At 46.0% G+C, this 22,855-nt stretch carries 23 protein-coding genes and 1 riboswitch; of the genes, 2 read left to right on the forward strand and 21 right to left on the reverse strand.

Features of this window, described 5'->3' with window-relative positions; translation table 11 throughout:
• Positions 1 to 2 precede the first annotated feature (2 nt).
• The 11 genes from sleB to VP472_RS10985 all read right to left on the reverse strand — a co-directional run bounded on the left by sleB (position 3) and on the right by VP472_RS10985 (position 10,311).
• Positions 3 to 872: a spore cortex-lytic enzyme gene (gene sleB, locus VP472_RS10935; protein ID WP_015388061.1), complete on the reverse strand. Its 870-nt coding sequence runs from the start codon at positions 870 to 872 to the stop codon at positions 3 to 5.
• A 132-nt stretch (positions 873 to 1,004) separates the two neighbouring features.
• A complete protein-coding gene (gene prsW / locus VP472_RS10940) occupies positions 1,005 to 1,661 on the reverse strand; it encodes a glutamic-type intramembrane protease PrsW (RefSeq protein WP_146277106.1) in 657 nt (218 codons plus the stop codon).
• Between the two features lie 96 nt (positions 1,662 to 1,757).
• Positions 1,758 to 2,741 (reverse strand): YpdA family putative bacillithiol disulfide reductase, encoded by a 984-nt coding sequence (locus tag VP472_RS10945; protein ID WP_012117874.1) that lies wholly within the window; start codon positions 2,739 to 2,741, stop codon positions 1,758 to 1,760.
• Between the two features lie 105 nt (positions 2,742 to 2,846).
• A complete protein-coding gene (gene gudB, locus VP472_RS10950) occupies positions 2,847 to 4,121 on the reverse strand; it encodes an NAD-specific glutamate dehydrogenase (RefSeq protein ID WP_039254676.1) in 1,275 nt (424 codons plus the stop codon).
• A 160-nt stretch (positions 4,122 to 4,281) separates the two neighbouring features.
• Positions 4,282 to 4,866 carry a genetic competence negative regulator gene (locus VP472_RS10955; protein ID WP_003153412.1) on the reverse strand — a complete coding sequence of 195 codons (585 nt, stop codon included), beginning with the start codon at positions 4,864 to 4,866 and terminating at the stop codon, positions 4,282 to 4,284.
• Between the two features lie 151 nt (positions 4,867 to 5,017).
• A complete protein-coding gene (locus VP472_RS10960; protein WP_101562237.1) occupies positions 5,018 to 5,806 on the reverse strand; it encodes a metallophosphoesterase in 789 nt (262 codons plus the stop codon).
• Between the two features lie 86 nt (positions 5,807 to 5,892).
• Positions 5,893 to 6,351 (reverse strand): YpbF family protein, encoded by a 459-nt coding sequence (locus VP472_RS10965; RefSeq protein ID WP_007409443.1) that lies wholly within the window; start codon positions 6,349 to 6,351, stop codon positions 5,893 to 5,895.
• 68 nt (positions 6,352 to 6,419) lie between these two features.
• Positions 6,420 to 7,190, reverse strand: a complete 771-nt coding sequence (locus VP472_RS10970) for a LysM peptidoglycan-binding domain-containing protein (RefSeq protein ID WP_015388058.1) — start codon at positions 7,188 to 7,190, stop codon at positions 6,420 to 6,422.
• The gene (locus VP472_RS10975; RefSeq protein WP_014305323.1) at positions 7,168 to 7,755 is read right to left on the reverse strand and encodes a CPBP family intramembrane glutamic endopeptidase; all 588 of its coding nucleotides are present in this window, start codon (positions 7,753 to 7,755) and stop codon (positions 7,168 to 7,170) included. Before VP472_RS10975 ends, VP472_RS10970 begins: the two co-directional genes overlap by 23 nt.
• A gap of 14 nt (positions 7,756 to 7,769) precedes the next feature.
• Positions 7,770 to 9,260 (reverse strand): RecQ family ATP-dependent DNA helicase, encoded by a 1,491-nt coding sequence (locus VP472_RS10980; RefSeq protein WP_003153405.1) that lies wholly within the window; start codon positions 9,258 to 9,260, stop codon positions 7,770 to 7,772.
• Positions 9,253 to 10,311: a YpbB family protein gene (locus tag VP472_RS10985; RefSeq protein ID WP_146277108.1), complete on the reverse strand. Its 1,059-nt coding sequence runs from the start codon at positions 10,309 to 10,311 to the stop codon at positions 9,253 to 9,255. The genes VP472_RS10980 and VP472_RS10985 overlap by 8 nt, the downstream gene beginning before the upstream one ends.
• 268 nt (positions 10,312 to 10,579) lie before the next feature.
• Here VP472_RS10985 and VP472_RS10990 point away from each other — a divergent pair, with 268 nt between their 5' ends.
• On the forward strand, positions 10,580 to 10,828 hold the full coding sequence (locus VP472_RS10990; RefSeq protein ID WP_003153403.1) for a ferredoxin: 249 nt from the start codon (positions 10,580 to 10,582) through the stop codon (positions 10,826 to 10,828).
• A gap of 139 nt (positions 10,829 to 10,967) precedes the next feature.
• Here VP472_RS10990 and VP472_RS10995 read toward each other — a convergent pair whose 3' ends face one another.
• A complete protein-coding gene (locus VP472_RS10995) occupies positions 10,968 to 11,540 on the reverse strand; it encodes a riboflavin transporter FmnP (RefSeq protein ID WP_003153402.1) in 573 nt (190 codons plus the stop codon).
• Positions 11,541 to 11,687: 147 nt separating this feature from the next.
• A riboswitch (FMN riboswitch) is annotated at positions 11,688 to 11,822 on the reverse strand.
• A gap of 205 nt (positions 11,823 to 12,027) precedes the next feature.
• Between VP472_RS10995 and serA the strand changes: the two genes are divergently transcribed.
• Entirely contained in the window at positions 12,028 to 13,605 is a 1,578-nt protein-coding gene (serA, locus tag VP472_RS11000) for a phosphoglycerate dehydrogenase (RefSeq protein ID WP_069013358.1), read from the forward strand.
• A gap of 46 nt (positions 13,606 to 13,651) precedes the next feature.
• Here serA and VP472_RS11005 read toward each other — a convergent pair whose 3' ends face one another.
• The 9 genes from VP472_RS11005 to spmB form a co-directional block, all read right to left on the reverse strand.
• Positions 13,652 to 14,713, reverse strand: coding sequence for a sugar dehydratase (locus VP472_RS11005; protein WP_146277488.1), 1,062 nt, complete (start codon positions 14,711 to 14,713; stop codon positions 13,652 to 13,654).
• The gene (sigX, locus tag VP472_RS11010; RefSeq protein ID WP_003153399.1) at positions 14,688 to 15,272 is read right to left on the reverse strand and encodes an RNA polymerase sigma factor SigX; all 585 of its coding nucleotides are present in this window, start codon (positions 15,270 to 15,272) and stop codon (positions 14,688 to 14,690) included. The genes VP472_RS11005 and sigX overlap by 26 nt, the downstream gene beginning before the upstream one ends.
• A 190-nt stretch (positions 15,273 to 15,462) precedes the next feature.
• Entirely contained in the window at positions 15,463 to 17,244 is a 1,782-nt protein-coding gene (locus VP472_RS11015; protein ID WP_003153398.1) for an ATP-binding protein, read from the reverse strand.
• Positions 17,241 to 17,963: a DNA-binding response regulator ResD gene (resD, locus tag VP472_RS11020; RefSeq protein ID WP_003153397.1), complete on the reverse strand. Its 723-nt coding sequence runs from the start codon at positions 17,961 to 17,963 to the stop codon at positions 17,241 to 17,243. The genes VP472_RS11015 and resD overlap by 4 nt, the downstream gene beginning before the upstream one ends.
• Before the next feature lie 81 nt (positions 17,964 to 18,044).
• Positions 18,045 to 19,220 (reverse strand): c-type cytochrome biogenesis protein CcsB, encoded by a 1,176-nt coding sequence (ccsB, locus tag VP472_RS11025; RefSeq protein ID WP_003153395.1) that lies wholly within the window; start codon positions 19,218 to 19,220, stop codon positions 18,045 to 18,047.
• 18 nt (positions 19,221 to 19,238) lie between these two features.
• The gene (resB, locus tag VP472_RS11030) at positions 19,239 to 20,867 is read right to left on the reverse strand and encodes a cytochrome c biogenesis protein ResB (protein WP_146277110.1); all 1,629 of its coding nucleotides are present in this window, start codon (positions 20,865 to 20,867) and stop codon (positions 19,239 to 19,241) included.
• Positions 20,864 to 21,403: a thiol-disulfide oxidoreductase ResA gene (gene resA, locus VP472_RS11035; RefSeq protein WP_003153391.1), complete on the reverse strand. Its 540-nt coding sequence runs from the start codon at positions 21,401 to 21,403 to the stop codon at positions 20,864 to 20,866. The genes resB and resA overlap by 4 nt, the downstream gene beginning before the upstream one ends.
• A gap of 84 nt (positions 21,404 to 21,487) precedes the next feature.
• A complete protein-coding gene (rluB, locus tag VP472_RS11040) occupies positions 21,488 to 22,222 on the reverse strand; it encodes a 23S rRNA pseudouridine(2605) synthase RluB (protein ID WP_015388055.1) in 735 nt (244 codons plus the stop codon).
• A 93-nt stretch (positions 22,223 to 22,315) separates the two neighbouring features.
• Positions 22,316 to 22,852, reverse strand: a complete 537-nt coding sequence (gene spmB / locus VP472_RS11045; RefSeq protein ID WP_003153387.1) for a spore maturation protein SpmB — start codon at positions 22,850 to 22,852, stop codon at positions 22,316 to 22,318.
• Positions 22,853 to 22,855: the final 3 nt, after the last annotated feature.

Below are 22,855 nucleotides of genomic sequence, written 5' to 3' on the forward strand. Positions count from 1 at the left end.
TTTTACTCACAGAAAATGTGCTTTCCGATTCTTTTAATCTGCGGACGTCCCCAAATCCATTTGCTTGTCGCCGTATCAGGATTGAAATAATAAAGCGCGTTTTCAGAAGGGTCCCATCCGTTAATCGCATCAAGAACCGCTTCTTTTGCTCTTTCATTCGGCTGCATGTATATTTGGCCGTCGGCAACGGCGGTAAACGCGAGCGGTTCGAAAATGACGCCGGCCACCGTATTCGGAAATAACGGGCTTTTAATACGGTTTAAAATAACCGCGGCAATGGCAACCTGTCCTTCAAACGGCTCACCGCGCGCTTCCCCGTACACAGCCTGCGCCAGAAGATTGATGTCGTTGTTTGAGAAACCGCCAGGCATATTAGCCGCTGTCGTATTTTGCTTTTGATTTGACTGACCGCCTGTATTGTTTTGCGGCTTTTGAGCAGGCTTATTCGTTCCCGCCGGCTTCTGCGCTCCGGCTCTCGGTTTTGTTTGGTTTTCCAATGGGACGTTGCCATAATGAGTGAACGTATTCCCTTTTTGGATCTGCTCCATTACATATTCACGGTAATATTTTGATTTTGAAATCAGCACCTGTTTGGTTTTCGCCCCGACGAGGCCGTCAACCGGCTTCATGCCGAATTTCTCCTGAAAATTTCTCACGGCCCAGTATGTGGTCCAGCCGTAAACACCATCGATTTTCCCGTTATAAAATCCGTTATATTGAAGACGGGCCTGCAATTCTATAACATCATCACCCGTCGCGCCTCTTTGAATCACTTGATTTGAAAACGCATGAACCGTTTCATGATGATCGAAGAAAGCGGCGGCGAAAGAAAATAGAATGAGACATGCCATAAAGGCTCCTTTGCACTTCATCTCTTCAAGCCTCCTACTGCAAAATTTAAAGTGTACCCGTATTGTCTGTCACGCGGATATTTTTATACACCGTTTCCTTCTTATCCCTCATCAAGGCATAAAAAAAGAAACCGCACGCGATGCGCGGTTTCTTCACACTTGGATCATATTGACGGAGCGTGCTTTTTTTGCCTTTCGCAGCCCGAACCACCATAAAAACAGCATAAACGGCAGCATATAATATACCCAATGATTGAGGGCGGTAAGAATAAAATCGTACGAACCGTGCAGACATGAAGGCACGGCCAGCGAAATCACAAGCCATTTGACACGGGCTTTTTTCTGCGAAAAGCGGGCTTTTCCGAGATAAAATCCCATAATCACTCCGATCAGCGCATGGCAGGAGACCGGCAGAAGCGCCCTTATAAAAGCATGCTCAACGCCGTGGCCGAATAAATACAGAATATTTTCAAGCGTGGCAAAGCCTAAAGACACACTGGCCCCGTAAACGATTCCGTCATAATGCTCATCAAAATGAGCATGCGGGTACACACTGATCATCAGAACGAACCATTTCACCGATTCTTCCAAAAATCCCGAAGACAAAAACGAAACGAAAAAGCTTCCTCCCCCCACATGCTCTTTTTCAAGAACATATTGGATAAACATGGTCGGAAACACAAGGACAACCCCGAGAAAAAAAGACCTCAGCACCATATGTGCGGGTTCATTGTCATACTGATCTTTTAAATAAAAATAGCTTAACAGCGCAATGCCGGGAGCAATTCCTGCAGAGATGATTGCAAACATCAGGCAACCTCTTTCCTTTATATTCCTATATCTATGGTACCATGTTGTTTATATTTTTACATCTTTCAATTTTTTTAAAAAAGAGCATATGAATGATCATATGCTCTCTGCACCCAGCCGTTTTGATATTTCATTTGCGATCAAGCCGCCGTGAAAACGGCCGTTCTCGATAAAAATTTCATTGGCGTTATTTCCAGCCGCAATGACTCCGGCGATAAAAACACCGTCAACATTTGTTTCCATCGTTTCTTCCCGGAAAAACGGCCGGCCTGATTCCGCATCAATCCGCACACCGATTTTTTCGAGGAAACCGTGATCGGGATGGTATCCCGTCATGGCAAATACAAAATCGTTTTTCAGCCGGACCGTCTCATTTCGGCCGGAGCGGAAAATGATTTCATCTTCCGTCACTTCTTCAAGACAAGCGCCGAATTCCATTCGGATTGTGCCGTTTCTGACAAGGGCCTCAAACTCAGGCAGAATCCACGGCTTGATGCTCGGGGAGTACTCATGTCCTCTGTAGAGCACCGTGACGCGCGCACCGGACTTCACGAGTTCCAAAGCCGCGTCCACACTTGAGTTTTTCCCGCCGATCACAGCAACATCTTTATCAAAATAAGGATGGCCTTCTTTAAAGTAATGAAATACCTTAGGAAGCCCTTCACCCGGTATGTTCATATAATTCGGATGATCATAATATCCTGTCGCAATGATACAAAACGGAGTGAGGTAGCGGTCTTTTGACGTTTCTACAAGAAAACGGCCGTCTTCCTGTTTCGTTACGCGCTCCACCGTTTCAAAGGCGTTTACGCGCAGCTCTTTTCTTCTGACAACCTCTCTGTAATAAGAGAGAGCCTGTATTCGGACCGGTTTTCTGTTTTCCGTAATAAAGGCAACATCGCCGATCTCCAATTTTTCACTTGAACTGAAAAAAGTTTGGTGGGTCGGATAGTTATAAATGCTGTTTACGACATTCCCTTTTTCGATCACAAGCGCGTTCACGCCAATTTGCTTCAGATGTATAGCCGCCGATAATCCGCAAGGACCTCCGCCTATTATAATTGCTTTTTCTTCTGTCATGTCCTTCAACTCCTGCGATTGGCATTTCCATCATAAGTTTCCACTCATATAAAAAATCTCCTATATTATCATAGGAGATTTTTTTTGTTTATGCAAACGATTGGTTTATATCCAGCCTCTGAAACGCGAAGCCTCAGCCATTTTCCGCACGCCGACCATGTAAGCCGCAAGCCTCATGTCAATCCGGCGGTTTTGGGACATTTCATAAATATTATTAAACGATTTTATCATCATATTTTCCAGTTTTTCCTCGACTTCTTCTTCACTCCAGTAGAAGCCCTGGTTGTTTTGAACCCATTCGAAATAAGAAACCGTTACACCGCCGGCGCTCGCCAGAACATCGGGAACCAGCAGCGTTCCTTTATCTGTCAGGATTTTCGTTCCTTCCAGTGTCGTCGGTCCGTTTGCCGCTTCTACCACAATTTTCGCTTTGATGCGGTCAGCGTTTTCTTCTGTAATTTGGTTTTCGATCGCCGCCGGGACAAGTATATCACAGTCCAGCTCAAGCAGATCCTGATTCGTAATGGTGTCATTGAAAAGCTTCGTCACCGTTCCGAAGCTGTCTCTGCGGTCAAGCAGATAATCAATATCAAGACCGTCCGGATCGTAAAGGCCTCCGTACGCGTCAGAAATTCCGACAACTTTCGCGCCGGCGTCATGCATAAACTTAGCCAGATAGCTGCCCGCATTTCCGAAACCTTGTACGACGACGCGCGCGTTCTGAATATCGAGACCTTTTTTCTTGGCCGCTTCTTTTATGCAGATGGTGACGCCTTTTGCCGTCGCTGATTCCCTGCCGTGGGATCCGCCGAGTACAAGCGGTTTTCCCGTAATAAAGCCGGGTGAGTTAAATTCATCAATTCTTGAATATTCATCCATCATCCAAGCCATAATCTGTGAGTTTGTAAATACGTCAGGTGCCGGGACGTCTTTAGTCGGTCCGACAATCTGACTGATTGCTCTTACATATCCCCTGCTCAGCCTTTCAAGCTCTCTGAATGACATATTTCTCGGATCACAAACAATTCCGCCTTTACCACCGCCATAAGGAAGATCAATAATTCCGCATTTTAAACTCATCCAGATGGAAAGTGCTTTCACCTCTTTTTCAGTTACATTCGGGTGAAAACGAATGCCGCCTTTTGTCGGACCTACGGAATCATTGTGCTGCGCACGATAGCCTGTAAATATTTTCACAGACCCGTCATCCATCCGAACAGGAATTTTAACCGTTAATAATCTGAGCGGCTCTTTCAGCAGTTCATACACTTCTTCTGGATACCCCAATTTTTCCAGAGCTTTATGTATTACGGTTTGGGTTGATTTTAATACATCATGTTTGTCTTCTTCATTATGACCGGTGAATCGATCGGCTGCCATTTGAGTTAACCTCCTAAAATCTTCTGTTTCTCTCATGCTCCCTTTCAGTGACTAGTATACACCTTCAATATCTCCGTGCATAGAAGAAAGACAATGATTTTTCCATTATTTCGCTTAAAAAAAGACGGCCGCTGAAAACAGCTGCCGCTTCAAATCTTTTTTATGAAAAATGTTTCTGGATGGTCTCCACAGCATTGCCGTCCATGATGAGTTTTCCGTACTCATGGAGCCTGTAAATCGTAATCGTCGCCGGGTGTCCGTATTCAGCCAGCACCGCGATGACACCTTCGGCGGAACGGGAGCCGAGGTCTTCAAGGCTTACATAGTATTGGTTCTCATAGTGGTAGACGGTGCCGCCGGTAATCCCGATTCGGTGAAGGCTTCCGGCAAGCTGAATGATATCTTCAAACGAATGGAACTGATAAATAATATCCGGGCTTTCGTCAAGTTTGACCTGCATCTCGATATAATCATCGTCATATTCGTCATCTTCTGCGTCCGCGTCATGATTTTTCGTTACAATCACAACCATACCTTGTGCCTGAAGAGAATATACTTCCACCGCGATCGGACCATTCGCTTCAAAGCCGAGCTCTGTATTTGCTTCATTCATCATATCTTTAAATAACTGGTGGACTTTAAACGAGTCCTTCCAGAGGTCTTCTTTTGTCAGTCCCCGATCAGTCAGATCGTCGAGGGTTAAAAAGATTTTAATCTTATTATAGTTCAGACGCTCAAGCCGCATAATGTTCCCTCCTGCCTCTTCTTGCACACAAATCATATAACACAGTATATGAATAAATGAGTCATAGGTTCTTAATTTGTTATCAGTTTACACCGTGTACAGCGGGAAGACAAGCAGAATGCCGTTTTTTATCACCGCGGCCGGGTTTGTTTCAGGAAAACGGCTCATCCGGTCCGCACAGCGTAATCATATGCGTCTCCGGCTTCGCCCCGAGCCTCAGCGGAACTTTTGTCGTTCCGTAGCCGTTGCTGATCAGGTAATGCGCTTTTTTTACCGTTCCCGTCCCGCCCAATTCATACGGCCCGAACCGGCCGAAACGGATTTGGCCGCCATGCGTATGGCCGCTGAACACAGCGTCAATCCCGTCTGACTCCCTCATCTGCTCATGGATGTCAGGATTATGGCAAAGCAGGAGGTTTACTTTGTCAGCATCCGTATATCTGATTGCAGATTCGTAATCATCCATCATCATCCTGATATCATCCACCCCGCAGATCGTAACGGTTTCCCCTTTATAAGCAAACTGAACCGATTCATTTCTCAGCGGAATCACTTTGTAAACCCGTAAAAGTGAGAGCAATTTTTGCTGGCTGACCTCGTAATCATTATTTCCCCACACATAAATAACAGGCGCGAGAGCCGTCAGACGTTTGATGTTTTCTTCAATTCTGGCGTAAGGAACTCCGCCCTCCGCCAAATCACCGCCGAGCAAAACGGCATCCGGCTTATAAACTGCCGCTTCGCGGAGAAGCTTTTCATCAATTAAACGGCGGTGCACGTCAGATATAAAGAAGATGGTGAGCGGCTTCATCCCTTTCATTTTATCAAGCGTAAATGTATGTGTTTTCAGATGGCTGCCGTTTGCCGTTTTGTACATGACGGCCGCCATAACCGCAGCCGCTCCCGCCAATGAGCCGAGAATTCCCGCTGTTAGCTTCATAAACGCACTCTCCATTCTGTCATTGTCTTACATTAGACGGACAAACAAAAAAAGACGTTTCTATCCTTTCCGGAAAACGCCTCATTTTATTTGCTTTCAAAATAAAGATTGATATCATACCGATGTTTCATCAAGTGAAAAACAGATTCTCTCGCCCTCCATTTTTCAGGCTGGGGCCATAAATCCGTGCTTTTTTGGATAATTTCACATCTCAGTTTATGAAATTCACCCTCAGCTTTTTCTTCCTTTTTTTTAAAATAATAAGAAGTGCAATACGCAAAAGCGGAAGCCATAATCCAGCACAAATAAACCGTATGGCCTAATATTTCCTGCAGGATCAGCTGCGGAGAGGCTTGGGGGGCGTTAAAGCTTTTAAACATCAGCAGTATGCACATCAGGGAAAAACAAACGAGGGACGCCCACTGCCATCTTCGGCACTGTGCGGCATAATTTTCGTATTTTAATTTCCGTTTCACCAGCGCCTGAAGCATTTGTTTCGTCGGTCCGTCAGCAAATCGGTCTAATTGCTTCCATAAAGAATCCATGCGCTTCACACCTTGTCCGTTTTCATTGGTACACTATATGAAAAACGCGGTGAAAACATGCATTTATTTTAATCAGACAGCGGAATGTTCAGAACCTGGCCGGTGTACACGTCGTTTCCGTTTAATCCGTTGTAGCTGCGGATTTTTTCTTCGCCCGCCCGGCTTTTATAATATTTCATTGAAATGCGGTAAAGCGTTTCTTTCGGCTGTACAGTATGCTGTACGGTCCGCACTTTTTTCGGGACAGTCCCGGCTTGATCACTTGCGGCAGCCGGAGCCGCTTTTTCACGGACAGCCGGCGGAGACTGCTGTTTTGTCTCCGCGTATTCGGTGTCTGTCGGCTTTACTTGTTTTTCTGAGGACGTTTCCGTTTTTTCAGGTGTTTTTTCACTTGGTTTTTCTTTTGTTTTTTCAGATGCAGCCGCTTCTTTCTTATCTTTGTCGTCAGACTTTTTTTTCGGTTGTTCTAAAAGAGCGGTTTCTGACGTTTCTTTCTGAGCGCCTTTCGGAATAACGGCAGGCGCGCTTTCACTGTGGTCAATGAAGACATCTTCATAGTCCTTCGGGTCAAATCTGCTGCTGTTCGTCATATAAAGAAGACCGAAAAAGACACCGATTGTTACGATAATGAACAGGACGGTCAGAAAAGTGAACAGCGGCGTTTTTGTTTTGGTTTTTTCCTTCACCTGCTCTTCCTTTTTTTTACGCTCCTCTTTTACAGATTGTCTTGTCGGGAGGCTGTCTTCAAGATATTCAATTTGTTCATCCGCGGCCGCGGCAACCTGCTGCTCGGCACGCAGCTGAGCTTTTCTTCTTTCAACTCTTGACATTTCCGTCATGCAAACCCCTCCTAACATATTGAAAACGGATCTGACAGGCAAATACCGCATCAATAATAAAATGCGCTGTAACCGGAACGAATAAATTGCCGGTCCATTCATAGATAAGCCCCAGCAAAAGACTGATGCCCGCAACCATCATAAACAGAAGCCACTTCGCCAAGTATCTGAAATGAAGCACGGTAAAAATGAAGCTGGCGGCCCATAAGCCGATATGTGTCTGCAGAACGCCTCTGAACAAAATCTCTTCGCTGAACGAAATGAGAAGCGTCAAAAACAAAATGTGCAGAACCGGCCTGTTCTTAAAAAGCAATACATTAATGCCGCCGTCATCATATAAATGCGAAGGACACCACTTCATCACCGCCAGATCGGCAAAAATGACAAGGACGGCAAGAGTTACACCGTACCATATGATATTATCGTCACGTATATGCCACAGCTTTAAAAAATCGTGAATGTCGGTGAAAAAGAAAAAGCCGATAACAGCTGAAACCGCCAATATGAGCAATTGGGTGGCATACAGCTGTATCACAATCTCCCGGTCTGAGAGCTGCTGGATCAATTCGCTTTGCCGTCTCAGCTGAACTCACCCGCAGACTCTGAACCGAAAATCCGGCCTAATTCCAGCTTCCAATCTTCAAACCGTTCCATGTTTTTCCGTTCTCCTTTTTGCTCGTACGGAGCCAGATCAAGTCCGCAGCTGCTGCAGCATTGTCCGGTTTGGCCTTCAGGCTCATACGATTCATCAAAATAAGACAGCAGCGCTTTTCTTATACATTCTTTCCGCTCTAATAACGCCGAAAAACGGTTCATTTTACGCAGCTTCTTTTCCACGCGGTATGTCAGTTCTTCCTGCAGCTGCTCTTTTGTGGTTTTTCCTTGCAGATACAGGTGGACGGCCGTTCGCGCCTGTGTTTCCTGGACGCCTTTATTGATCAGAACGTCCCGAAGCTTTCGCTCATCATCCGTACCGGCATCCCGTATGACGGCCAAAATGCCTTCCAGATCATAATCAGACAGGCTTTCTGTCTGAATAATCTGCTGCTGAAGCTCGGTATCGCCGGGCGCCCTCAGCAAAATACTGACACTCGGGCTGCCGTCGCGTCCCGCTCTGCCGATTTCCTGCATAAAGGCCTCAGCCGTTTGGGGAGGATAAAAGTGAATGACAAAGCGGATATCTGACTTATCCACACCCATGCCGAACGCATTGGTACAGCAGATGCAATCAAGCTGGTTATGGATAAATTGCTGCTGGATCAAGATTCTGTCCCCTGTATCCATACCGCCGTGATAATAATCCGTCCGCTTTCCCGTTTTTTCATTCAGCTCAGCCGCAAGCTCTTCCGCCCATTTTCTGGTCGGACAATATATGATACCGGGGCCTTCAAGCTTTTCGGCAAGCTCCGTGAGCCTGCTTATTTTTTCGGCATTATCAGCCAAATGTTCTGCCGCCAGGAGAATATTCGGCCGGTTGACTGAATAAAGATGACGCACCGCATGCTCAAGTCCGAGCACATCCGTCACGTCTCTGAGCGTTTCTTTTGTCGCTGTTGCAGTCAGCGCCAATACAGGCGGCTTTCCGAGTGCCTGTCTGAAAGGCCCGAGCTTCGAATAATCAGGCCTGAAATCATGTCCCCATTCCGATATGCAATGAGCTTCATCAATAACAAATAAACTGACCGGAACGTTTTTCAAACGGTTCAGTACATAAGGTGAAGAAAGGGCTTCAGGAGACATATAGAGAAATTTATACCGGCTGATGTTGCTGAGAATAAAATGCCGCTCTGCGGAATTCAGCATGCTGTTTAATGCCGCAACCCGCTTTTCTCCTTTTGCTTTCAGCTGCTGCACCTGATCTTCCATTAATGAAAGAAGCGGTGAAATAATCAGCACCAGCCCGTCCATCATGTAACCCGGGAGCTGATAGCATAATGATTTCCCTCCGCCGGTCGGAAGCATGGCGATCGTATCCTTTTTTTGGAGCACGCTAGTCATAATCTCTTCCTGCCCTTTTTTAAAGGAATGCAAACCAAAATACCTGGATAAAGCTTTATGCAGCTCAGTCATGCTGATTCACCGTCTTTGCCAGCGCCAGCCTGATCTGGAAATAGCTGAAGCGCATCTGCATTCCTTCGCGAATCCGTTTAATTTTATTTGTTTGATGCTGTTTTGCAAATGCCGTTATCATACGCTGTTCCTCTTCAGAAAGATACTGTTCTATAAAAAATGCAGGCTGATGCAATGATATTTCTACGATATGGTCTTCGATTGTGGCGGTTTTTAAATTTCTGACCGCGGCGATCCGTTCAATCGGAAACCCTTTTTCCAACAGCTCAAAGGTTTTTCTGGCAGACTGTGTCAGCGCGCTTTCCGCCTGCAGATCGGACAACAGATCGCGCAGAGCGGGATATGCACATTGCGGAAGCGATTGAATAACATAATGTACCGCTCCCCAAAACTGGACGGACACATACCATTCATCTTCGTTCAGCTGGAGAGCGAGCTGCTTATTCGTTTTGCCGATTCTGTTGAATGAAGTTAAAGAATAGACAAAAATAAGCGCCTGCCGTTCACTTACGCCTTGCAGAAGCTGAAACAGCGCGTCATGCATTTGGATGGAAAGCTCTTTAGCATCTCTGTTTTTCCGCATGAACCGTTTGACCCATCTCAGCGTCTGCACATCGTTGGTAACCGGGATATATTGACTGCATTGATGCTCTTTGTTTGACAGGACTTGAATGAGCAGGGAAAGCCGCCTCCACAGAGTGACGGCAGGCGTTTGATAATTCGCGCCGTGGCAGTGCTTCGGCCAAGGCCGCTCGGCAAACGCCAGTTCAAGCCTTTGAACGCCGCGCGCAGTCACTTTCCACGTTCCCTCTTCTTTTCCGGCTGTAATGTATGAGTTCTCGGTGAGTTTATGCAAAGAAGCAGCAATATCGCCGCGTTCACACTGTGAAGCCATGCCGAAATATTTAGCGATCTGAAATAAGCCGGCATCCTGAATGGTTTGAGACGACTTTTTTCCTTTTAATAAATGAAACACAGCACTCGGAGTCCGTTCGCCGTCTATTTTGTCCAGACAGTCGAGAACCACGGTATCAAAGTAGTTTATCGCCAATCTAAACACACCTACATTTCTTTTGTGACAAGTTTCGTTTTTTGGTTCTTTTTATTTTAACAGATTTTCATATAAATTTGACGTTTAAAGTCATCTTTTAGGGGGAAGTGCTAAAGAGAATCCCTTATGTGATAAGCATTCTCAATCATTTTTCTGTTGAAATTTGACACTAACATCATTACAATAAGTAAGAGGAATAGGTGTTATATTTAAAAATATATAAGGTAAACCATTTGTTCCAACACGAACAATCTGGGAGGTTTTATTCATGGCAAAGTACACAATTGTAGATAAAGATACGTGTATTGCATGCGGCGCCTGCGGAGCTGCGGCACCAGACATTTATGATTATGATGATGAAGGCATTGCGTTCGTTACGCTTGACGAAAATAAAGGTGTCGTCGAAGTTCCGGAAGTTCTGGAAGAAGATATGATTGACGCATTTGAAGGATGCCCTACTGATTCAATCAAAGTTGCGGATGAACCGTTCGAAGGCGACCCGCTGAAATACGAATAAAAAAGCCCTCCCAGTGAGAGGAGCTTTTTCGTCCTGAATAAGACTCCGGCTGTTATCGGCCGGAGTCTTATTTTTTTGCCGATCACCACAAACAAAAAAAGCGTCCGGCTGTTCTTCACAGAGCGGACGCTTTAAGCCTTTATTGTGTTTGGATGCTGCGTTTTTGTTCAATCCAAGGTTTCAGCTTCGTAAAGATGAACGTAAAGACGATGGTGATGATAATGCCTTTTACAATGTTAAACGGCAGAATTCCTGCGACAACCGCCGTTTTCAACTGGCTGTTTGACAATGCCGGTGAATGTAAAAACCAAGTATACGCGGGCAGGATAAGAATATAGTTCAAAATACTCATCAGCACGGTCATCGCCGCGGTTCCGGCCAGCAGGCTCACTGCAAGCCCTTTTGCAGAATTGAGCTTTTTAAACATAAACGCCGTCGGCAGAATAAACAGCGTTCCCGCGATAAAATTGGCTGCCTGCCCGACAGGCACGCCGGCCATGCTTCCTTGAATGATATACTGCAGAATATTTTTAATCGCTTCAACCGCAATCCCCGCCGCAGGCCCGTAAACCAAAATGGCGATAATTGCAGGAACGTCACTGAAATCAATTTTCAAGTAATCCGGCAGCCCCGGAAACGGGAAATTTAACAGCATAAGCACAAACGCAATACTGCTAAGCATACTGATGACAACTAATTTTTTTACTTTCACAATGCTCTCTCCTTTTCGATCAAATCTCTCGAAAAGTGGAAAGGTTCTTTTGCGCCCCAATAAAAAAACCGCTTTTGTTAAAAAGCGGGAGCTTACTAAGGCTTGGCAAAGAAACGTTTGATATAAGCATCAAAACGTCTGCTGAACCTCCATCTTCTCCCATCCAGACTATACTGTCGGCTCCGGAATCTCACCGGATCCTGCCGCCGAAGCAGCTCGCGGGCTTAGAGCGTGATGCTCATCACCGCCGGTAGGGAATTTCACCCTGCCCCGAAGATTGATCTTATGAATTTATTCACATTATATATGATCAAATTGTAATTGTATAGAGAACTGCTCAATTTTATATAAAATATTGATGAAGCCCATTTTAACTGAATTATCGGCTTCCTTTTCTCCTTTACTGCGTCAATACACATTGACACTCTATTAAGAATATGATAAATTATCAGATATTTAGTCAGCTAAACTAGGAGGAAATCTAACAATGTTTCGAGTTTTGGTCTCAGATAAGATGAGCAATGACGGCTTAAAGCCGCTGATGGAATCAGACTTTATAGAAATTGTTCAAAAAAACGTCGCGGATGCAGAAGATGAATTACATACCTTTGATGCCCTGTTAGTCCGCAGTGCCACAAAAGTAACCGAAGAATTGTTTAAAAAGATGACTTCTTTAAAAATCGTCGGCAGAGCCGGTGTCGGCGTAGACAACATCGACATTGATGAGGCCACAAAACATGGAGTTATCGTGATAAACGCGCCGAATGGAAATACCATTTCAACGGCAGAGCACACATTCGCGATGATTTCTTCATTAATGAGACACATCCCGCAAGCCAATATCTCAGTAAAATCAAGAGAATGGAACCGGACGGCATTTGTCGGGGCGGAGCTCTACGGAAAGACTTTAGGCATTGTCGGTCTGGGCCGGATCGGAAGCGAGATTGCCCAGCGCGCCAGAGCGTTCGGTATGACGGTTCATGTATTCGATCCTTTCTTAACCGAAGAGAGAGCCGGCAAAATCGGCGTAAACAGCCGGACATTCGAAGAAGTGCTTGAAAGCGCGGATATCATTACCGTCCACACGCCTTTAACAAAGGAAACAAAAGGATTGCTTAACAGAGAAACCATTGCCAAAACGAAAAAAGGCGTCCGTCTTATCAACTGCGCAAGAGGCGGCATTATTGATGAATCGGCGCTTTTGGAAGCGCTGGAAAGCGGCCATGTCGCGGGCGCTGCCCTTGACGTGTTTGAAGTGGAACCGCCAGTTGAATCAAAGCTTCCCGACCATCCGCTGGTGATCGCCACACCTCACTTAGGCGCTTCAACGAAAGAAGCACAGCTGAATGTCGCGGCACAGGTTTCTGAAGAAGTGCTGCAGTTTGCAAAAGGTCTGCCTGTCATGTCAGCGATCAACCTGCCTGCGATGACAAAAGATGAATTCAAAAAAATCCAGCCTTATCACCAAATTGCCGATAAAATCGGAAGCCTCGTGTCACAATGTATGAAGGAACCCGTCAAAGATGTTGCGATTCAATATGAAGGCACCATCGCCAAACTTGAAACATCATTTATTACAAAAAGCCTGCTGTCCGGTTTCTTAAAACCGCGTGTAGACTCAACGGTTAATGAAGTAAACGCCGGCGGTGTAGCAAAAGAACGCGGTATCAGCTTCAGCGAGAAGATTTCCTCCAATGAATCAGGATATGATAACTGCATCAGCGTAAAAGTAACCGGAGACCGGAGCACATTTACGTTAACGGCTACGTATATCCCTCACTTCGGTGAACGAATCGTTGAACTGAACGGCTTTAATATTGACTTAAATCCTGCCGGCCACCTCGTTTATATCCAGCACCAGGATACGACTGGTGTAATCGGACGCGTCGGACGCATCCTCGGCGATAACGATATCAATATCGCTACCATGCAGGTGGGCCGTAAAGAAAAAGGCGGAGAAGCCATTATGATGCTTTCTTTTGATAAACATTTAGATGATAAAGTCGTCAATGAGCTGACTTCGGTTCAGGATATTGTTTCCGTTAAACTGATTGACCTTCCGTAACCAACAGAAAACCCAAAACATTCATATGTTTTGGGTTTTTTTACGTTTAATGGGTCGGAAGCGGATTAGGCGCGGCAGGCACAGCAATCGGTTTTGTCACATCATAATTACCGATTTTCTTTGCGTGCGCATGTGTGAACAGCACCTCAGAATAACCGAATTCCTTCGCGGTTAACAAAAGCCCTTCGATCATTAAAATGCCTTCCAGCGAATCTTCAACTTTATGTTTTTCGGACAATTGGATCCGCAGCTGCTCGCCGTCTTCCCTTTCCGATACCGATGCAATCGCATCTGCTTCTATAATGCTCGCGGTCTGTGAGCCTCCGTCTGTTGTCTTCATCCCGTCAATAGCCTGATATACTGAATAATAGGTTTGTTCAGACGGGATGAGATACTCTTGTCCCAGACTGTCGCTGTAAGAAAAATACGCCCGGTTTGTCTGTTTATGTACGGACATCTCAGCGGAAATGCCGTAAGATTTATAAAAATCCTGTCCGGCTCCGTTTTGAACCTTTTTCAATTTAATCCGCTCGTAAGGACTCCATGTCAAAGTCTCTTTCAGCATCTTTTTCAATAAATCAGAATCGGCAGCTGATTCGATAGAAAGACGTCCGTTTACCTGCACAAGCAAATCCTTCTTATCCGCCGTTACCTGCACACCGTCCAAAAGGTTCGGCACAGAGAGGAAAGATTCGGGCACTTCTAAGTTTTCTGCATCAGATAATGCCTCTAAAACCGATTCGTCAGGCTTCTTTTTTTCAAAACTGACCGGAATGACGGCGGATGTATCTGAATCGGCAAACGCCAAAGTAATGTAATTGTTTTTGTTTTCGTTAGAAACGACAAACGTCTTCTGATCCGGCTTGACAGCAGCTGACTGACTGGCTTTTTCAGCTTGACCGCTGTCAGCTGTAAGATCACCGGCAGATTTGTTTGTCATCAGGTGAGGAGAAATAATCAGAGCGATGCACAATGCGCAGATGCCGGCTGCGGCGGGGCCGATCCAGCTTCGGGCCGGTTTTTTCCTGTACGGTTTACCCGTTTCAATATTCCGGTAAATGGCCTCGGGTGAACGATGATCTCTAACCGCCGGAAGTTGTCTTAACAACTCCTCTACTCTTTCTTCGTTCCAATATGACTTCATCATCCATTAGCTCCTCCCTCAAAAGCTCCATCTGTTTCCGAAGTATTTTGAGCCCTCTGTGTTGGGTCGTTTTGACTTTGCTTTCCGAGAAGCGGAGAGCGGCGGCTGTTTCCTGAATGGAATATCCCTGAATAAATCTCAAGATAATAACAGCTCTTTGATCAATGGTGCAATGATCAAGCGCGGTATAAATTTCCCGGACATTTTCATGCTGTACGGCGAGTTCGTCCGGAAGCAAATGCTGATCTCTGACATCTTGTGTATCCCAATCAAACGTACCCATAATACGCTGTCTGATCGTCTGCTGCTTGCGGAACCAGTCAATCGCCACATGGCGTGCGATGGACAACAGCCATGTTTTTTCACTGCTTCTTCCTTCAAATGTATGATAGGAATTCAAGACGCGGATATACACTTCCTGCGTCAAATCTTCAGCCTGCGACTTATCTTTTACCATATAAAATAAAAATTGATATAAATCTTGATGGTATGCATCGTATAATATCTGAAAGGTTTCTTCCATGGGAAACCCCTCCGTTCACTTTTTTGTCGTAAAAATGCGTTGAAAAGTTACATTACAACTATATTACGAGAAACTGGAATTTGGAAGGGAATTTATATTAACATATTCTTAAATTTTTAAAGGAGAAAAAAACAAAAAACACCCGCATGTTCTGCGGGTGTTTCGTATGGAACAAGATTGTTCGTCAATTTCAGACGTCATCCTGCGCTTTTGTCGGAATATAAAATGTAAACGTCGTCCCTTTGTCGATGCTGCTGTGAACCGCAATTGAGCCGCCGTGGGCTTCCACGATATTTTTTACGATGGCGAGCCCGAGTCCGGTCCCCGCCCTGCCTCTTGTTCTTGCTTTGTCCGCTTTATAAAAACGTTCAAAAATAAAAGGCAGATCCTCTTCCGGTATTCCCGAGCCGGAATCTTTGATATCGATTTTCAGTCCGTCTTTTACGGTATGAGCCGCGATATGAACGTTTCCGCCTGACTCCGTATGGCGCAGCGCATTATCTATAAGGTTGGTAAACACCTGTTCCATTTTGTCTTCGTCAAAGACACACTCCGGCTGAGACACCGAGATGTCCTCTGTGAGCGAAACGCCTTTTTCCTTCGCTACACCGGAAAATTTGCGGGAGATCTTCTCCAGAAATTCATGCAGGTTTACCGTTTCATAGCGCAGACCCGTATGTCCGGATTCCATTCTGGCCAAATCCAGTAAATCATTGACGAGCCGGCCCATGCGAAGAGATTCATCATAAATGATCTGCGCGATTTCTTTTTTCTCCTCTTCGGTGCTTGCAATGTCGTCCACTATCGCTTCACTGTATCCCTGCAGCATAGAAATCGGGGTTCTGAGCTCATGGCTGACATTGGCAATGAAGTCTTCACGCAATTTATCCAGCCTGCGCTCTTCGGTCATATCACGGAGCACGGCCACGGCGCCGCGGACGTGTGATTCCGCATAAAGAGGCGACATCAATAAAACCCATGACCTTCCTTGAAGCGTCATTTCAATCATTTGCTCTTTTTCCGTGTTCACTGCATTTTGAAACAGCTCTTTTGCTTCAGGGGGAAGGTTGTCTCCTTCTTTAATGTTCATGTTCTGCTCATAATACCATGCCTGCAGAAAACGTTCGGCCGGCGGGTTGGTCACCAAAATGGTGCCGTCGATATTAATGGTGATGACCCCGTCTGCCATACTGCTTAAAATATTGGACAGCTGTTCTTTTTCCTGATTCAGCGCGTTAATATGGAAATTGAGCTGCCGTCCCATCTGATTAAAGGCAATGGCCAGTTCCCCGATTTCATCTTGAGTCAGAATCGGAATTTTTGTATCAAACTTTCCTTTCGCCAAGTCTTGGGCGCCTTCCCGCATTTTCCGAAGGGGATATGTCACCCTGCTGGATAAAAAGAACGCGAAAAACGTTGTCAAGACGATGGCAATGCCCGCCGCAAGAAAAATATACCGTGTCGTATGTTTCGTCGTATCTTTGACGGCAAGCAGCGATTGGGATAAAAAGACCATGCCTTTTTTGCCGTCTTTTTCATAGGGCACTCCGACGATCAGCCGTTCGTTATCCGAACCGGCATTTTTGGGGACCGCGCGTTTGCTTACTTTATTGCGGTCTGTCAGCGCCTTGTGCAGATCCCGGTCATGTTTAATCTGCTCTAATGTAATAGAGGATAAATGATTATCGTCATTGGGCGAATACCAGACATGCTTATCATCCTGAATGATCGCGATGCTCGTTAAATTGTCCGCCAGTTCCCACGTGATGGATCTGGCAAGCGGCTGGTCTTCATGATTTTCTATTATGACCGCGATTTTATCGGCAAGCTGCGTTAAATCTTTTTCCGCTTCTTCAACGTGGTAATTTTCTATAAATTCCAGAAGCAGCACCGTTAAAATAAATAAAACAATTAACACGAGTGAAAGAATGGTAAACCAAAGCTTTCCTACTACGCTTTTCCAAAACTTCATTCAGCGCCTACCTCAAATTTGTATCCGACTCCCCAGACGGTGACGATTTTTTTTGCCGCTCCCGGAGACACTTTGTTTAATTTTTCACGGAGCCGTTTGACATGAGTGTCCACCGTTCTGAGGTCTCCGAAAAATTCATACTGCCACACTTCTTTTAAAAGCTTTTCCCTGTCGTACACTTTGTCCGGTGTTTTCGCCAGGAAGTACAGCAGTTCATATTCCTTCGGCGTCAGGCTCACCTCCGTGCCGTCCGCAGTCACCCTGTGAGCATCGTGATCAATGGATAGATGCGAGAAGACGAGCACATTTTTTGTCGGGGTATTGGCTGTCAGATAAGATGTTTGGGAAGCCCTTCTTAAAAGCGCCTTTACCCGAAGCACCACTTCTCTCGGGCTGAAAGGCTTGACGATATAATCGTCCGTACCCGCTTCAAATCCCTGGACGCGGTTGGCTTCTTCCCCTTTTGCCGTCAGCATGATAATCGGGGTCGCTTTTTTTTCTCTGAGCTGCCGGCATACTTCTATTCCGTCCGTTCCCGGCATCATTAAATCCAAGAGCACCAGATCATAATCTGATGCCAGCCCCATTTTAATGGCCTCGTCTCCGTTTTCCGCTTCTTCAATCACATAGTTTTCCCGTTCAAGGTACATTCTTAAAAGGCGTCGAATTCTGGCTTCATCATCTACTACTAATATTTTAGTTTCATTTGTTTGATCCATCGTTTTCCCCCTGCTTTCCTTCTGTTACTTTCATTTTAACAAACTGTGCGGCAGCTTGAGAACTGTATCGGCTTTTTGCATCTATGCGTACGAATGAAGTCCGGCAAGCACAAGATTCACAAAAATTAAGTTAAACATAATAATGGCGAAGCCGATGACGGCAAGCCACGCGGACTTTTCGCCATGCCAGCCTCTTGACAGCCGCAAGTGCAAATACGCTGCGTAAAATAAAAAGGTGATCAGCGCCCATACTTCCTTCGGGTCCCAGCCCCAAAAACGCGTCCATGCAAGCTGCGCCCAAATCATCGCAAACACAAGCGCGCCGAGTGTGAATACCGGAAAACCGATGGAAACAGCGCGGTAGCCGACTTCATCGACCAAGTCCAGATTCACATTTTTGACGAGCGGGCTTATAAGAGCGCTGATTCTCTTTCTGAATATCAGCCTGAGCGCCCCGTATAAAACGAGACCTGCGCCAAACGACCAGATCACCGTATTGACCTTTCTGCCCGAAAAAATGGCCGGAAGCTCAATAAGCGGCTTCATTGCGCCTTCCGTAAGCAGTTCTCCGTCATGCGGACCGACAAGCGCAGGCATATCATATATCATCACGCTTTTAGCCTCTTTTTTATCCACCCAATTAAATTCTGCTTTGTAATCCGCCAGCCGGAATGCCGACGTGACGGCGATAAATGCCACGGTCGTCACGAGTATAAACATGATGACTTCAAGCCAAAACGTTTTTTTGCCCGGTCTGGATTGGTCGACATGTTTTAACAGGAAAATGACGCCGGCTACAAAACTGATCGCAAGAATCGCCTGCCCGAGCGCCGCAGTCGTGACGTGAATGTACAGCCAATTGCTCTGCAGTGACGGAATAAGCGGCGTGATGTCTGTCGGAAACATGCTTGCATATGCGATAAGCAAAAGCGCGATAGACAATGTGAACATGCCTAATGAAGGCAGTCTGTAAATAAAGTAAATAATAATAAAAGCGAGAACAAGCATCATGCCGAATGACGTCGTAAATTCAAACATATTGCTGACAGGCGCATGTCCGCTTGCCGACCATCTCGCAATGAAGTAGCCGAGATGACAAAGAAATCCGAAAATGGTTAACGTGATTCCGATAGCCGACCAGCGGCCCTTACCGTCCTTCGCACCTTTTGTTCCCCGGATGGCGCCGCCGAAAACCGGGACGGCAATTAAATAAATCAAAAAGGCAGCATAAAGAAAATTTGCGCTCAGCTCCGCCATGACACCACTCCTTTTTCACTAGGCCTGATTTTTGGCCAATTCTTTTTGATCGGCCGGCTCTTGAATCCCGGTCCCGCTAAGAACAAATTCGATATCCTTTTTCAGACCGAACCAGTTTTTGTTCGTATGTCCCGCCACAAGCACTTCATGATCACCTGTTTTGATCCAGATCCTTCTGTGCTGCCAGTACATCCCTTGAATGACGCCGATCATAAAGATCGCGCCGCCGACGGCAAGCACCCATAAGGTTAAGTCTTTTCTGACGGTGAGTCCTGTAATGTTTTTCGTTTCCACATGGTCGAATTTTAATTTGTACTTGTTACTTTCGGAACCTTCAACAGTCTGCTGAATCGCAACAAAACTTTTCTCCCCTTTCGGCTTGTCGGGAGCCGTGATTTTAAAGACAAAAGCCGGATTGTTAGGAACCTTCGTCTTCGTGCTCGGTTCTCCGTCTTTGTTAAAATAAAAATCAGGAAGATAACTGGCGATCTGCACTTTGTAACCGTTACCAAGATCGTAGTCCGTGTCGGGATCAAGAAGATTGATCTTCAGTTTGCCGAATGACTGTTTTGTTTTTTGGTCGATCAGCTGAAATACCATCTGATCGAGCTGGTTTTCTTTATAGTCCACCTGATACACAGAATAGGAGTCAAAGCGCAGCGGTTCATTGACGCGGATATTGTTTTCTTTGACTCTTTTAAGCTTCGGCTTTTCACCGAATACAATGTCGCCTTCCCTCTTGTACAGAACCGCGTCCGTAGTGAAGGATTTGGCGACTTTGCCGTTTCCGGCTCTGTCAATGGCGTCGGCGAATACTTTTTTCTCAGTGTCTTTGTTATATGTCTGCATCGTGAACCGGTTGTTTTTTAAGTAATATTTGCCGTCAGTACCGGGGATCTGGGCGGTTTCGCCTTCACGGACCCAGAGCGTTTCATCGACATACATACCGGGTACAAATCTCAGCATGGCTCCGATCAGAAAAATGATCAGGCCGATATGATTAACGTAGGGCCCCCACCTTGAAAAACGGCCTTTTTCCGCCAGGATGCTTCCCTCTTGTTCTCGCACTCTATAATGCTTTTTTTTCAATCGTGTTCTGAGGCCATCAGCCGCATCCCCGCTCAGCTCGGTTTCTGTCCGGCTGTATAGACGCTGCCTCTTCAAAAAGACCGGATTCCGCCGTACTCCTTGATTTTTCAGCGCCCTGTACAAAGGAATCACCCGATCCAGGCTGCAGATGACCAGTGATATGCCAATGGATGCGATCAGGAGCATATACCACCATGAGCCGTACAGGTGATGAAACCCCAGCAAATAATACAGTTGGCCGATTATGCCGTACTGCTGTTCATAATATGTATCCGGCTGGGCACCCGGCGGCAGATAAGCTTCCTGCGGAAAAACCGTGCCGAAAGCAGACGCCGCCAGAGTAATGACGATCAGCCATATTCCGACTTTTACGGAAGAAAAGAAGTTCCATACCTTATCTACGATTGTTTTGTTATATGTTTGCGAACGCCTTGCGCTGCCGTCGTACCGCATATCGGCAAGCGGTGATTTTTGTTCATCAAGCGGCTTCCCGCACGACTCGCACAAAACCGTCCCGGCTGGATTCACGTGCCCGCATTCACATTTGACCTTTTTCATGAAGACGCCTCCGGCTTAATTAAATTCATATAGTCATGAACCATGCGTTCTGTCATCGTGCCGGTCACCACTTTCACGACTTTTCCGTCGGGATTGATCAAAAATGTCGTCGGAATAGGTGATACGCCGTACGCGTCCAGCACTTGCCGGTCAGTATCGAGCGCAACCGGGAAATTGACGCCGTATGTTTTCATAAAATTATGTACTGCAATTTTTGATTCGCCGACATTTACCGCAACCACCTCGACACCGAGGTCTTTAAAATGCTTGTATTGATTCTCCATGTAGGGAAATTCCTGCTTGCACGGCTCACACCACGTTCCCCAGAAATTCAGAAAAACACCTTTCCCTTTTAACTGACTCAGTTCTATGAGTCTGCCCTCTGTATCTTTCAGCGCGAAATTCGGGGCTTTGGACCCCTCAGATATACGCTCTCCGTTTGTGTAAACGGCATTATAGATGGTATATCCGAGCGCGCAGAGTAAGATGAGAAGGATGCCGGTCCGAATGAATAAACGCCGCCGTTTTTTGTTCATTGTACACTGCTCCCCTCCCCTGTCTGCAAATCCATTCAATTATATCATCTACACGTTTTGTAATTTTTGAAGGTTATGTGAAAATTAGAAAGCGTTTTTACCGTGTTCAGCTAAAGCCCGCAGCCTTTTCACCTCATGCGGCGTCAATTCTCTTGCGTCTCCTGTGCGCAGACCTCTTAAATCTAAAAATGCGTATTCTTCACGTTTGAGTTTCAGCACGTCATGACCGATCGCCTCAAACATGCGGCGGACCTGTCTGTTTCGGCCTTCATGAATCGTCAGCTGAATAATGCTCGTCTGCTTTCTTTTGTCCAGGGAAAGCATTTTCGCTCTGGCCGGCGCTGTCTTGCCTTCTTCAAGCTGAATGCCGCGCTCAAGCTTTCTCAGAAGTTCCTTGGAAGGAATCCCCTTCACTTTGGCGACGTATGTCTTATCAATTTCGTATTTCGGATGCATGAGTTTGTTGGCAAACTCGCCGTCATTTGTCAGCAATAAAAGTCCGCTCGTATCATAATCAAGCCTGCCGATCGGATAAATGCGCTGCGGCACTTCTTTGAAAAAGTCGGTCACCACTTTCCGCCCTTTGTCGTCATCAGCTGCTGAGATCACTCCTCTCGGTTTATAAAGCAGAAAGTACACGGGTTCTTCCCGCTCCACCTTTAATCCGTTTACTTCAATCTGATCAGAACCGGTCACTTTTACGCCGAGCTCTGTTATTACTTTTCCATTCACCTTTACTTTTCCTTCTTTTATCAGCTCTTCTGCCTTTCTGCGTGATGCCACGCCGGCATGAGCAATAACTTTTTGCAGTCTTTCCATGTCGTTCACCTCAAGTATAATCTTACTTTTTTCCCCTTGAACAAACAAGCTTTTTCAAGGAGAGTTATTCTGATATATAAAAAGCGCCTGATTTCAGGCGCTTCCAAATAATAACGTAACTATGATGATTGATGCAACCACCCCGATCAGATCAGCAAGAAGACCAACCTTTAAAGCATCCCCCATTTTTTTGATGCCGACCGCCCCGAAATACACCGTCAGGACATACAGCGTCGTGTCAGTCGATCCCTGCATGACCGAGGCCAGTCTGCCGATAAATGAATCAGGCCCGTACACGGCGATCAGATCTGTCGTCATGCCGAGCGCCGCCGTCCCCGAAATCGGGCGGATCAGAGCAAGCGGCACGACTTCTGCGGGAATGCCGAGCGCTGTAAAGAAAGGCTTGCACAGCCCCATGACAAAATCCAGCGCGCCTGAGGCCCGGAATACGGTAATCGCCACCAGCATCCCGACCAAATACGGAATGATGGAAAACGCAATCTCAATTCCTTCTTTTCCGCCTTCAACGAATGATTCATACGTCGGCACTTTTTTGATCGTGCCGTATATCAATATACCGGCGATAATAATCGGAATCATGGCTAAAGACAGCCAATTCACCATTTCCATTCG

The organism is Bacillus sp. MT(2024) (assembly GCF_036362845.1).
Taxonomy (GTDB): Bacteria; Bacillota; Bacilli; order Bacillales; family Bacillaceae; genus Bacillus; species Bacillus velezensis.